The organism is Echinicola shivajiensis, from assembly GCF_018642165.1.
In the GTDB taxonomy this organism is placed as follows: Bacteria; Bacteroidota; Bacteroidia; order Cytophagales; family Cyclobacteriaceae; genus Echinicola; species Echinicola shivajiensis.
The window spans coordinates 434952-448402 of record NZ_JAHHZM010000002.1 but is presented as its reverse complement, the minus strand read 5'-3'; the positions used below and the strand labels follow the sequence as shown (position 1 = coordinate 448402).

Annotated in this window: 15 protein-coding genes and 1 riboswitch; of the genes, 13 read left to right on the top strand and 2 right to left on the bottom strand. The window is 37.1% G+C overall.

Features of this window, described 5'->3' with window-relative positions; translation table 11 throughout:
- Positions 1-121 precede the first annotated feature (121 nt).
- A complete protein-coding gene (locus KMW37_RS06355) occupies positions 122-379 on the bottom strand; it encodes a hypothetical protein (RefSeq protein WP_215223767.1) in 258 nt (85 codons plus the stop codon).
- A 1017-nt stretch (positions 380-1396) separates the two neighbouring features.
- Complete coding sequence (locus tag KMW37_RS06350; protein WP_215223766.1) at positions 1397-1831, bottom strand: hypothetical protein; 435 nt, start codon at positions 1829-1831, stop codon at positions 1397-1399.
- A gap of 360 nt (positions 1832-2191) precedes the next feature.
- On the opposite strand from KMW37_RS06350, the gene mgrA reads away from it, so the two are divergent.
- The 13 genes from mgrA to KMW37_RS06285 all read left to right on the top strand — a co-directional run bounded on the left by mgrA (position 2192) and on the right by KMW37_RS06285 (position 13431).
- Positions 2192-3181 (top strand): L-glyceraldehyde 3-phosphate reductase, encoded by a 990-nt coding sequence (gene mgrA / locus KMW37_RS06345; protein WP_215223765.1) that lies wholly within the window; start codon positions 2192-2194, stop codon positions 3179-3181.
- A gap of 117 nt (positions 3182-3298) precedes the next feature.
- Positions 3299-3497, top strand: a riboswitch (cobalamin riboswitch).
- A gap of 107 nt (positions 3498-3604) precedes the next feature.
- Positions 3605-5518, top strand: coding sequence for a TonB-dependent receptor plug domain-containing protein (locus KMW37_RS06340; protein WP_215223764.1), 1914 nt, complete (start codon positions 3605-3607; stop codon positions 5516-5518).
- Complete coding sequence (locus KMW37_RS06335; protein ID WP_317195555.1) at positions 5519-5878, top strand: DUF5522 domain-containing protein; 360 nt, start codon at positions 5519-5521, stop codon at positions 5876-5878.
- Entirely contained in the window at positions 5875-6384 is a 510-nt protein-coding gene (locus KMW37_RS06330; protein ID WP_215223763.1) for a bifunctional adenosylcobinamide kinase/adenosylcobinamide-phosphate guanylyltransferase, read from the top strand. Before KMW37_RS06335 ends, KMW37_RS06330 begins: the two co-directional genes overlap by 4 nt.
- A 1-nt stretch (position 6385) precedes the next feature.
- A complete protein-coding gene (locus KMW37_RS06325; protein WP_215223762.1) occupies positions 6386-7117 on the top strand; it encodes a Dph6-related ATP pyrophosphatase in 732 nt (243 codons plus the stop codon).
- Complete coding sequence (gene cobT / locus KMW37_RS06320) at positions 7117-8157, top strand: nicotinate-nucleotide--dimethylbenzimidazole phosphoribosyltransferase (RefSeq protein WP_215223761.1); 1041 nt, start codon at positions 7117-7119, stop codon at positions 8155-8157. Before KMW37_RS06325 ends, cobT begins: the two co-directional genes overlap by 1 nt.
- A gap of 33 nt (positions 8158-8190) precedes the next feature.
- Complete coding sequence (locus KMW37_RS06315; protein ID WP_215223760.1) at positions 8191-8997, top strand: adenosylcobinamide-GDP ribazoletransferase; 807 nt, start codon at positions 8191-8193, stop codon at positions 8995-8997.
- Positions 8982-9530, top strand: a complete 549-nt coding sequence (cobC, locus tag KMW37_RS06310; RefSeq protein WP_215223759.1) for an alpha-ribazole phosphatase — start codon at positions 8982-8984, stop codon at positions 9528-9530. Before KMW37_RS06315 ends, cobC begins: the two co-directional genes overlap by 16 nt.
- Before the next feature lie 252 nt (positions 9531-9782).
- A complete protein-coding gene (locus KMW37_RS06305; RefSeq protein ID WP_215223758.1) occupies positions 9783-10619 on the top strand; it encodes an ATP-binding cassette domain-containing protein in 837 nt (278 codons plus the stop codon).
- Positions 10620-10623: 4 nt separating this feature from the next.
- Entirely contained in the window at positions 10624-11487 is an 864-nt protein-coding gene (locus KMW37_RS06300; protein WP_215223757.1) for a hypothetical protein, read from the top strand.
- A gap of 142 nt (positions 11488-11629) precedes the next feature.
- Positions 11630-12382 carry a hypothetical protein gene (locus KMW37_RS06295; protein WP_215223756.1) on the top strand — a complete coding sequence of 251 codons (753 nt, stop codon included), beginning with the start codon at positions 11630-11632 and terminating at the stop codon, positions 12380-12382.
- Position 12383: 1 nt separating this feature from the next.
- Complete coding sequence (locus KMW37_RS06290) at positions 12384-12764, top strand: GntR family transcriptional regulator (protein WP_215223755.1); 381 nt, start codon at positions 12384-12386, stop codon at positions 12762-12764.
- Complete coding sequence (locus KMW37_RS06285; RefSeq protein WP_215223754.1) at positions 12748-13431, top strand: GIN domain-containing protein; 684 nt, start codon at positions 12748-12750, stop codon at positions 13429-13431. Before KMW37_RS06290 ends, KMW37_RS06285 begins: the two co-directional genes overlap by 17 nt.
- Positions 13432-13451 lie beyond the last annotated feature (20 nt).

The window sequence follows — 13451 nt, the reverse complement described above, 5'->3', positions numbered from 1 at the left end:
CCAAAATATAATCTTGGAAAACAAGGCCTATAAAAAGAACGAAGTAATACTTAGTGACCTTTTATCAAACAAGAAAGCATTTAAAAAAACAAAAAGAATAAACTTAAATTAAGCATAAAGCTTAAGCATCTGCCAAGGCGAAACCAGATTCAAAATTGGTATAATCTATACTCTTGACCATCTTCACCAAGATATCCGCAAGCTCCTGCTTACAAACTGAAACACCAAAAATAAATCCTTCTTCTTCAATAAACTTAATTCTTCCATCATCAAATAATTGAGATAGCACCACTTTCTTATTTGCCCTCACCAGCACATGATCTCCGTCTGAAGGACAATTCACTATTGAGAGAAACCCATTAGTAGATGAAATTAGCATAAATATGAAATTAATATTTTTTAATTGTACTTTAATGATACTTATAATTCCTTAAAAAAGGTCCTTTGGCTGACCATCCCATCATGGGATCGGATTCGTGTTGATTACAAATGGTAACAAAATACAGTTCAAAATACTACTTAGTTAACAGGTAAACCGCCTATAATACTTAAATCGATTTAAAAATAGAAAGAGATTTCAACAAAAACAATGATGAAAACAGTGGAAAAGCATCTTTTTATCAACAACTTATCAACATATTTACCAGCCACCAATTTTACATAAATCATATTTATCAATAAAAAAATACCCCGTTTTGGGTATTTTTCTTGTAATTACTAAAATTCAATTTTTCAAATAAATTTTCATAAAAAAATCTAATCAAAAATAATAAACGATAATTTGGAATTCACCTATAGGATCATTTAAATATCTAAGACAAAACAGACAAATTTATTGGGCTAAATTCTAAAAAAATTCTAAAAGTAACTTAATAACCTCCTTTCCTCTTTCGTCCCGTCAACATTTTAGATCAAGCAAATAATTTGGAGAGAAAGAATATTTTGATAGTTACATGCCTTCTTTGAAATATCTCCCTTTTGTTTGATCACAGATAGCTAAAGAAAAACACATTATTGATTATTCGTTATTTATAAACCAGCCTTCGTACTTTCTATTTATGATTTCTATTAATCTGATTATCCGCTATGATGCCAGTAACCATAAATCCTTTGCTCAAGTGGTCGGAAGACTGAAGTATGGAGACCGAAGCAATTGATACTTTCATCAAAAGGATCGTTTCGATTCGCTTTTAATATTTACTGGTGCAATTGCGGATATACATATCTATTAATTTTAAATTGTTAGGATGAACAAAATTTCACTAATTAGCCCATCCCTACAGAATTACGGCTTGCCTCAACAGCGTAGCCATATAAGCTTATGGATACTAAAAAAATAAAAAGGTTCGGGAAAATTTCCCGAACCTTTCTCACCAAGTTTGACATATTAAAAAAATCAACGAAAAGAATTTTTAATTGCACTAAGCAGTTTCAAAACAGTTTTATCTTTAATTTTATTCTCTAAATAGGAGTGATTAGCTTGGTCGATTTGTACAGCCGCACTTAATAGATTCCATAAAGCCTCCCTATTAAATTCAGGAAACACTTCCGAGCCAAAATCCAATTTTGCTTTCGCTGCAATCAAATCAGATACTTCCAAGGGTGGACCTTCAAGCAACTTCCGTTTAATAATCTGAGCTAAATCATAGAAATCGTAATAATAATATGCAGCCTCTGGGGTAAGTTCATTCCCTATTATCCTCTCTACCCTATTAAATTCTTTTTGCATCATGGGAATCCAATCCAACAATGGCATCAGGTTCCTCTCGAATGTTTTCTTTCCATATGCGGGAAGAAAATTGGGCTTCATTCTTCTTTGTTCTAATAGCATATCAAAAACAATTAATGAAACAAAAATTCAACCTTAAGACTAACTTTTTAACCTTTGGTTATTTTGATTATCTATATATCTAATGTCTGTATTAAATTTCAAACAAACAAATAATTTTTCATTTTTTATATATAAAAACGTATTTTAAACTATGTTTTTTTAAGTTCAGCACGTTCACATATATACAGATATCCTTGTATTTGAAGGGTTTTGTAATCATTTCCTCTCCTTTTAACCTAAAAACGTAAGTAATTCATCCTATAAAAATAATTTTTTAGTTCCTCCGCCAGGGGATTGGGAAAAGCTGAATCATTCTGATTATATTGCATCCTTTGTAAAATTTTAAAATCACAATACCATATGAGCTATTTACCTCATCCAGATCGATATAAAAAAATGACCTATCGTCGCTGTGGAAAAAGCGGACTAAAACTCCCTGCCCTTTCCCTAGGACTTTGGCATAATTTCGGCCATGTGGATGTTTTGGAAAATTCACGCAAAATACTGCAACTGGCATTTGACTCTGGTATTACCCATTTTGACCTGGCAAATAATTATGGACCACCACCAGGTTCAGCAGAAGAAAATTTCGGAAAAATCCTAAAAGAAGACTTTGCTGGTCTTAGAGATGAAATGGTAATTTCTTCGAAAGCAGGTTATTTAATGTGGGACGGACCTTATGGTGATTGGGGATCAAGAAAATACTTAATTTCCAGCCTTGACCAAAGCCTGAAAAGAATGGGACTGGAATATGTGGATATTTTTTACCACCATAGGCCTGACCCTGAAACCCCTCTAGAGGAAACCATGGGAGCACTCCACCAAATTGTCCAACAAGGAAAAGCATTATATGTAGGAATTTCCAATTACCCAGCAGAAGATGCGCAAAAAGCCATCAACTTGCTAAGGGAAATGGGAACACCTTGTCTCATCCATCAACCGAAATACTCCATGTTTGAACGTTGGGTAGAAGGAGGATTACTGGATGTGCTGGGCCAAGAAGGAGTAGGCTGTATTCCATTCTCTCCATTGGCGCAGGGTATGCTGACAGATAAATACTTAAAAGGAATCCCAGAAGATTCCAGGGCAGCCAAATCACATGGATTTCTCCAGAAATCAGAAATCAATGAAAACACACTCAATAAAATAAAAGCTTTAAATGACTTGGCACAAGGACGGGGACAAAGTCTAGCCCAAATGGCCCTTTCTTGGTTGTTAAAGGATGACCGGGTCACCTCTGTTCTTATTGGAGTCAGCAAAACCAATCAACTGGAAGATTCACTTAAATGTTTGGATAAGCTTGATTTTTCTAAAGAAGAACTAAATAAAATAGAAGGCATCCTGAAATAAGCAGGAGTCTTTAAATTGCAAAAAGCATCCATATAGATCGATGGATGCTTTTTTTTTTTTAATACTGTTCTTATTCTACAAAGGGTAATTTGTTGAGCTTAATTATAAAAAATAATTACCTTTGCAGAAGTTTTTGGTACCAATCTCCTTTCTTGGACTTGGTTTAAAAGGGAATTCGGTGAAAGTCCGAAACTGTACCCGCAGCTGTAAGCTTCAATACAGCTTTTGACATCCACAGCCACTGTACGCTCAGGCGCACGGGAAGGCCGTCAAAAGTGAAGTAAGTCAGAAGACCTGCCATCAACTGTTATTCAGAGCTTTCGGGTGAAAAGCCATGAAAAATCATTCTTAGCGCTGAGGGTGTTTTTATCAGTTTTCCCAGAAAGTTCATAGTGTCAAATTCTTAATATTTATCATTACGCTATGAACAAAAGTATTGTTCCTTTTACAGAAAAAGGGAGAAGATGGGCCTTTTCAATTGCATTGGCTGGTTTATATTTCTCCACTTCCCAAGCATTTTCACAAGATACCACCGAATTGGATGAGGTGGTCGTCACAGGGACCAAATTTGAAATCCCAGTAGAAAAATCAGGAAAATCCATTTACAAACTTGACCAAGAGGCTATTGCACAAAATGCCGGTAAAACCGTTGCTGACCTCCTCAATGAGGTTCCAGGGATACAAATAGAAGGTAATTTCGGCTCTCCAGGTACCAATATCAATTATTTCGTCAGGGGAGCCAGCAGCAAAAACACTTTGATTCTAATTGATGGACTTCCTATAAACGATCCATCAGGCATAGCCTCTACTTACGACCTCAGGTTGCTTTCATTGGATCAGGTCGAATCCATTGAGGTTTTAAAGGGGGGGCTTAGCACACTTTATGGGACAGGAGCCTCTGCTGCCGTGATCAGCATCAAACTAAAATCAGGTCAGAAGGACAAAGTATTGGCCGGTTCTGTGGATGTAAACGGCGGCTCATTTGGAACCTACAGAGGAAGTCTCAACCTGAACGGTAGAAGCAATAAGTTTAACTATATGCTTTCTGCCAGTTCTTATCATTCAGATGGATTTTCATCCGCTTCTGAAGAGCAATCCCCTACTCCATTTGGCAAGGATGGAATGAAAAGGCAAAATGCGCTATTGAAATTAGGCTATGCCGTTTCTGAGCGCTTCCAATTGGATTTTATTTCTGCATTTGATGATATGGAATCAGATTACGATGATAACACTTTCACTGATGCAGACAATCAGCAAACTAACCAACAATTTAGGTTGGGGCTTACCCCTACTTATACCTACGAAAAAGGAAGCATCAAACTAAAATCTGTTTATAATGTAAATGAAAGGGAATTTATCAGCAGTTTCCCCAGCAAATTCAATGGCAGAAATTTACAACTAGACCTTACCCAAGAGCATCAAATTTTATCTGGCTTAAAGGGACTTTGGGGTGTAAATCTACAGCAACTTGCTTATGAGCAACCTAGTGATTTAAGCTTTGATGAAAACCAATTCACCTTAGTCGACCCCTATGCCAGTTTGTTTTATGAATCCAATTCGGGGTTTAATATTCATGGGGGTGCCCGATTAAACACACACTCGGAATATGATAGCAAATTTGTTTATAACCTGAATCCATCTTATTTGACAGCCATTTCAGACAAAGTGAGCTTGAAAATTCTTGCATCGGTTTCCAGTGCCTATGTCACTCCTACCCTTTATCAGCTGAATTCCCCATTATATGGAAATAAAAACCTTCAACCTGAAGAATCCATCAATTATGAGCAAGGGATCTCATTTTATGTAGGCAAGGATTTCACCATTAACTTGGTGCATTTTACCAGAGACGAATCTGCTCCTATAGACTTTGTTTCTATATTTGATGAGGAGGGAAATTATATTAGAGGAGAATACCAAAACACAAGCAATAAAAGGCGAGTGGAAGGTTTTGAAGCTGACTTTTCATGGAAAGTGAACCAGTTTTTTGAGCTTAATGGAAACTATGCTCATGTAAGCACTGATAAACCTGAAACATTTTACAGGATTCCAAAAGACAAATGGGGCATGACCTTCCTTACTAAGCCAACAGACAATACAGTGGTCTCCTTAAAGTATAACTTCACCAGCAAAAGAACCATATATGACTGGGGCTATGGTGGAGAATTAGAGTTGGATAGCTATGGGCTTATCGACTTATATGTCCAACAATCTGTTTTGAATAAAAAACTTAATTTGTATGCTGGAATAAACAATCTTCTAGACGAAGATTTTACAGCTATATATGGCTACACTACCAGAGGTAGAAACTTTAATATTGGTGCCAGGTATCAATTTTAAATGATGGTTAAAGAAAAGCACTGCCCAAATTGTCAAAACAAATTCCATTGTTCCCACCAATGCTGGTGCAGTGCTTTTCCTCCTATCCTACCTTTGGAAGAAGGCAAAGATTGTCTTTGTCCCAGCTGTTTAAAAACGGAGACAATAAATAGAATAAACAATTGGACAGCAAGCCTGGATGGACACAAGGTCAAAACCATCCAGAAACTGGGTTTGCCCAAAGAACTGATAGAAGGAATAGACTATACTATAAATGAACAAGGCTTCTACGTATTTACAGCTTGGTACCTGCTCCGACAGGGAAAATGCTGTGGAAACGGCTGCAAAAATTGTCCATATGATAAACTCAATAAATCATGATCTACTATATTACTGGAGGTGAAAGGTCCGGCAAAAGCCGGTATGCACAGGGATTGGCTGAGCAACTTTCTGAATTCCCTTACTATCTGGCCACATCAAGAATCTGGGATGATGATTTCAAAAAAAGGGTAGAAAGGCACCTTTCCGACAGAGATGAGAGATGGACAACCATTGAAGAGGAAAAGTTTCTGAGCGAAGTCGACATAGAAAGCAAAACCGTGGTGATGGACTGTGTAACCCTTTGGCTTACCAACTGGTATGCCGACAGCAAAAACAATGTGGAATCCTGCCTTGAATCCTGCAAAAATGAACTGGAAATGATTTTTAAGAACGCAGTAAATGCACACCTGATTATCATTTCCAATGAAATAGGTATGGGCATACACGCACAGACCGAAGTCGGTAGAAAATTCACTGAATTGCAAGGCTGGATCAACCAATTTATCGCAAAGAATGCGGACAAAGCAACCTTTATGGTATCAGGATTACCCATTCAACTAAAGTAAGATGATAAAAAGCATATTTAATTGGAGCGGTGGCAAAGACAGTGCATTGGCCTTATATCATATTCTTCAGGAAAAGGAATTTGAGGTAAGCTCACTAATGACTACAGTCAATGCCCAATTTGACCGAATATCCATGCATGGGGTTCGAAAAGATTTATTATATGCCCAAGGCAAATCCTTAGGTCTTCCCATTCAGGAAATTAGATTACCAGAAATGCCCAGCATGTCAGACTATGACAGGATAATGAGAGAAAGTCTTGAACCACTAAAAGAGCAAAATATCAGTCATAGCATTTTTGGCGACATCTTTTTGGAAGACTTAAAAAAATACCGTGAGGAACGCTTGGCAGAAATAGGCCTCAAAGGTCACTTTCCGCTTTGGAAAAAAGACACAAAGAACCTTATACAGGAATTTTTGGACCTAGGGTTCAAAACTATTGTTGTCTGTGCCAAAGCCGATCTTTTGCCTGCAGAATTTGTAGGAAAAGTGATCGATCAAGATTTCTTGAAAGAGCTCCCTTCATCAGTAGACCCATGCGGAGAAAATGGAGAGTTTCACACCTTTGTTTTTGACGGTCCTATTTTTGACCACCCAATTGAATTTGAGTTGGGAGAAAAGATTTTCCGAAGCTACGAAAGTCCAAAGGACCTCAATGATAGCTGTCTGCCTAAAGAGCAAGACAAACCACAATTGTCAGGATTTCATTATTTAGACCTAATTCCCAAAAGCTGATGCTTCAATTCCAAATTGAAAAAATTGAAAACCCTCAATTAAAGGATAGACTTCAACAAAAGATTGATCAAAAAACAAAGCCCATTGGCTCTTTGGGGCTATTGGAAGAGCTGGCCTTGCAGATTGGGATGATTCAGCAAAGTACCAGTCCAATACTCAAAAAGCCACAAATCCTAGTTTTTGCAGGAGATCATGGCATTGCCAAAGAAGGATTGGTCAACCCCTACCCACAGGAGGTAACCTTCCAGATGGTCTTGAATTTTCTTTCTGGAAAAGCAGCTGTAAATGTGTTGGCCCAACAAAACAATATCGAAGTAAAGGTCATCGATGCAGGTGTCAACCATGACTTTGAAAAAACACCTGGGCTGATTGATGCGAAAATCGCGTTTGGCACAAAAAATTACCTTCTGGAGCCTGCCATGACTGAGCCTGAGGCTCAAATGGCATTAACCAAGGGAGCTGATTTGGTAGAAGAAGCTTTCAATAATGGCACCAACATCATTGGATTTGGAGAAATGGGCATTGGTAATAGTTCATCTGCAGCTTTGATCATGCAGGCCATTTGTAAGCTACCTCTTGAAGACTGTGTAGGCCTAGGTACAGGAACCAATCCTGAACAATTCAAGAAAAAATTTGAAACACTGAAAAAAGCCATTGATTTTCACCCTACTAGCGATGATCCTTTGTCAATTTTAATTACTTTTGGAGGGTTCGAAATTGCACAAATATGTGGGGGCATGTTAAAAGCTGCTGAGAAGAGAATGATTATTCTGGTAGATGGCTTTATTTCAACTGCCGCATTATTGATTGCAAATAAGATCAACCCTAATGTATTATCCTATTCTTTATTCACCCATTGTTCTGAAGAAAAGGGTCACCGAGCAATGTTAAAACATTTAAAGGCTAAGCCTGTTTTAAACTTAGGAATGAGGCTTGGTGAGGGATCAGGAGCTGCTGTTGCTTATCCTGTTATTGCTGCTTCTTGTACCTTTTTAAATGAAATGGCCAGTTTTGAAAGTGCCGGTGTAAGCCAGGCATAGGGTTTAATTTAGTACACTATTTAATTATATCTTATGAAGAAAGAGATACAGGCTTTCTTTACTGCGGTTATGTTTTATACCCGTATCCCATGCCCAAGTTGGGTAGATCACTCCGAGGAGTATCTGACTTTATCCAGAAAATATTTTCCCTTAATAGGGTGGATTGTTGGAGGGCTTTCTGGCTTGATAGTCCTAATATTTTTGAATTTTCTTTCCGTTCAAATTACAATTTTCCTCTCCATGGGAATCAGTATGCTCCTGACTGGGGCATTTCATGAAGATGGATTTGCAGATACACTTGATGGGTTTGGAGGTGGATGGACCAAGGAAAAGATCCTTACCATCATGAAGGATAGCCGCCTGGGCACTTATGGGGTACTTGGACTTTTGATACTTTTACCCATAAAGTTTTTAGCTTTGATGGAATTAGTGGATTGGGCAAAGGGAAATGCTTACTCCTTTGAATTTTACCAGTCCTTATTAGCTTGTTTTATTTCGGGTCACGCTGTTAGTAGGTTTATGGCTTTGACTTTCTTCAAAACCCACCAATACGCCAAACTAAATGATAAAATAGGCAGCAAATCCAAACCAATGGCTAAGGAAAAGATCAATAATTTGGACCTATTTGTGGCCACTATTACAGGACTCTTGCCCTTAGCTCTATTCCAGAGCTATGCGGTATTCTTGGTCTTAATCCCCTGTTTTATCACCAAATGGTGGTTGGGAAGATGGTTCAATAAGTGGATTGGTGGTTTTACTGGCGACACCTTAGGCGCTGTACAGCAGATCACTGAGGTAATCTTTTATCTGAGTCTTTTGATCATATGGAAATTTTCCTGATCCGTCACACCCGGCCAGCGATAGAAAAAGGTATTTGCTATGGTCAAACAGACTTGCCTTTGGCAAGTAGTTTTGAAAAGGAATTAACAGCTGTCAGGAAAAATATCCCCAAGAATATCAATTTCCAATCAGTCTTTTCCAGCCCTTTAAAAAGGTGCAAAGAATTGGCCATCGGACTCTTTGGGAATCATATCAAGGAAGACCAAAGGCTTATGGAGCTAGATTTTGGAGATTGGGAAATGAAGCCTTGGAATGAAATTCCTGAAAAGGAGCTGAATCCTTGGATGTCAGATTTTGTTCACACCTCCTGCCCCAACGGAGAATCCTATCATGAGCTCTCTGCCAGAGGAATTGATTTTTTGAATGATCTGAACAAATTACCTGCTGGTCCTATAGCCATAGTCACCCATGCCGGCCCCATAAGGGCAATTCATGCATATGTAAATAATATCGCACTAAAGGATTCCTTTGACCTGAAAGTGGATTATGGAGAAATAATCAAGCTTCAATTAGAAAACGTGCAATCTATTTAGACTAACAAATCCCCTAATAAAGTGGGCAGAATTACAAATTCCGAACAGCTTCTGACTGATCAGTTTCATTTTTCTTACATCTTTTCTCTAGGCTCTTTTCTCTTTGTGTTTACTTCGCACTCCATACTTTGTACTTGATACCTGATACTTAGTACTAAATACTTGCAACTTTTTTCTCCCTTTCCTTGTATTAATAGTTTTTTAGTTATTTATTTACTGTCATAATACACTATGACACTAAAACACTAGAGTATGATTTTGTTAAACAACATGAGCTTTGCCCACAAAAAGCAAACTCAACTTTTCAATCAAATGGACTGGGAAGTCCATCCAGGACAGGTAATAGGCCTTTTAGGAAAAAATGGCGCAGGAAAGTCTACACTTTTAAGACTGCTCAGCGGACTTTTAAAACCGCATTCCGGTTCGATCAATATCAATGGATTCACTCCGTTTGACCGTTCACCACTGTTTTTGGAAGAATTGATTCTTTTGCCAGAGGAAAACTTTTTACCAGAAAGGACCAGTATGAAAAAGTACACCAAATCGTTGGCATCTTTTTACCCACGCTTTGATCATGAAAAACTGGATAAGCTGTTGGATGAATTCAATCTTCCAAGGGACAAAAAACTCGGTAGAATGTCCTATGGACAGAGGAAAAAGTTCCTTATAGCTTTTGCCCTTTCCTCCAACTGTAAGCTACTGCTATTGGATGAGCCTACCAATGGTTTGGATATTCCTTCCAAAAGCCTATTCAGAAAACTGGTCACTGCCAATATTCAGGAAGACCAAACCATTATCATCAGTACCCATCAAGTGAAAGATGTGGAGAACCTAATTGATAGGGTCGTTATGATCGATGATGGCAAGGTGATTTTTGATGAGGATATGCTTACCATCAGTGATCGCTGGTACTTTGGCTTTGCTCCACAAGCAGATCAAGGCAGTATCTACGCAGAAAAAAATATGGGTGGTTACCATTATATCAAACCGCTGATTTCAGGACAACATCCATCACAAGTTTCTCTGGAGCTCCTCTTCAATGCAGTAATCAATAAACAATTGGTCAATCTTAAACCTGTCAATGCCTAAGCCCATGAACTCAAAAAATGAAACATTCAGCTTAAGCAGGTTCTGGAAACTACTAAAGTACGATTTCAATAATAACCGGCTTTACTATATCGCTACTATTCCTGTAGCAATGTTGGCTATAAGTATAATTTTATGGATGATATTTCCCGGAGATATAACAAAAAATGGATATTCGGGAACATCAATTATTTTTGAGAGTAGAAATTTCACTCCTTTCTTTATCCTTGGTTATGTATTTTTTGGAATAATCATAGTGGGAAATAGTTTTCCTGGGTTAAAAAATGAGCGACAAACAATAAAATATTTACTAATACCTGCATCAAATTTTGAAAAGTTCATAGTCCAATGGTCCTTTAGGGTATTTCTATTTATTATTCTTTACCCGTTGCTTTTCAAATTCACAGCAAATCTAACCGCTGATAGTTATGTTACTTTACACGAGTATTATGTCTCCTCAAAAGGCTTTAAAGCCACTTTACTACCACAGATAGAAAGATTTACCTTTACTGATTTTGTAGGAAAAACCAATCAACCTACACTGACAACAATGTGGCTTTGTATCGTATACGGTCTAGGAGTATCCTTATTGTTTTTTGGAAGTACCATATTTAAAAAATGGAATTTATTACTGGGTCCACTAAGTATAATAGGATTATTATTATTGATTCTATTATACCTCACCATTTTATCTAATATTTTAAATCCATCTTCCCTGAAGTTTTGGTCTATCAATTTAAAGGTTGACAAACCGATATTCTTTGATGAAAAGGTCGAATTAATTTCCCTTACTACATTGGTATTAGGTTCACTTTTTTGTGTCAGCTCATGGATTACGGCTTATTTCAGACTTAAAGAACTGGAGGTATAAAATGGAAAACAATAAGCATAACTTAGCACCAGTCTATCCCAAAAGGCAACATGAAATCTTTAGCTTAAACAGGTTCTTGAAGTTGTTAAAGTACGATTTCAATAATAATCGGCTTTATTATATTGCTATTATACCTGTAGTGATGTTGGCCATTGGTCTTGTTCATTGGTTTATCTGGCCGAATAATCCCGAGAATTACTCTTCGACCGATTACAAATGGAAAGTTGAGAGTTATCTTGCTTCCTTCTTATTGGGATATTTTATTTTTGGAACTTTAATTACCTGTAAAAGTTTTCCGGGACTGGAAAATCATTATTCCACGATTAGTTATCTTTCATTACCTGCATCTGCTTTCGAAAAATTCTTAGCGCAATGGATATTAAGGCTCCTACTATTCGCCATCTTTTATCCTATTATATTCAAACTGAGTGTCAATCTCACTATATGGCTATACAAGGGAGTAAACTCAGAATATTTTGATTCTGTAGTCCCAGGAGTCAGTGGTATAGAAATTGAGTATTTTTCTTTTTTTGCAATGTTTCCAAATCCATACTTTGAAAAAGGAATATTTGGTATTGTTGCAATGGGAATGACTGGACTTTCCTATCTTTTTATGACAGGGACTTTATTCGGAAAATGGAATATAATTAAAGGCCCCCTATCAGCCATACTCCTTTATTTCACATATGTTTTTCTAATCTTACTGATATTTCGAATCCTTAATTCAGTTGAAGGAGGTGTTTGGAATGGTATGACAAATTATAAACATCCAAAAATTCCTCTTTTCAATTCAGAAATTCCCTTAACTGAATTAGGGGGAGCAATCGTATTAATTTGTTTTCCAATCATCTGCTGGATAATCGCCTATTTCCGACTTAAAGAAAAGGAGGTATAATATGGAGTTTAACGAATCCAGAAATATCTTTCTCCAGATAGCCGATTGGCTTTGCGAGCAAATTTTGCAAAAGAAATTTGCTCCCGGAGACCGCGTGCCTTCTGTCAGGGAATTGGCTGAGGAGATGGAGGTAAACCGAAACACCGTTATGCGCACCTACTCTATTCTACAAGACCAGGGCATACTGGACAATAAGCGGGGAATAGGCTTCTTTGTAGCCGAAAAAGCCGCCTTAAAAATCCATCAAAGACAAAAGGAAGAATTTCTTCAACAAGAACTTCCCCTACTGGTACATAAGGTAAAATTGCTCCAGTTGTCCCACGATGATCTAAAACCACTTTTAAACGCTCTTAAAGAAACTACCAATGAAAACCAGCAATAAAATATTATTAGGCTTTGTTCTATTTGCCTTTGTTTTACAAACTACTTGCATTGTAATCGCTCATAATTATTCTAAAAAATCCGGATTGGATTATAGTGCTATCGTTCCACTGAAAGAACAGATGCTAGCTGAACATTTTTCTAGTATCAAAGTGTTAACCCCAACCAATATCACCATTACCAAAAGCGAAACTTCTAAAGTGCTTTTCAAAGGTCTTAGAGATACTGTTTCAAGTGGTGAATTAAACCATCATGTCTGGATAGAAAATGATACCTGCTTTATCAGTCGCAAAACTAATGAGCAAAGTCCTACCCAGTTTATATTAATTGATGTAAAAAACTTAGAAAATATTGATATGGATAAAAACAGTATTGTATCAGTCCATGGTAATTACGATGCCTTGAATATTGAAAATCGAGGAGGCAGATTGGATATGAACCACGATCTTAAAGTGAAGAAGCTAGATCTTACAGCAACGGGGCAATCCAAAAATCACATCAACCTTACTGATACTATATCTGGATCATTAAATGAAGCAGAAGCTGATCTCCAAAACATAACTTCTTCTATTAATTTAAAAATGGAAAAAAGTAAATTATCCATTAGAAACGCTCCTAATCAAGTTAATATCGAAAAAGACAATAATTCCAAGGTCAATCTCTATTGATTGAGCCATGCTATAATTTT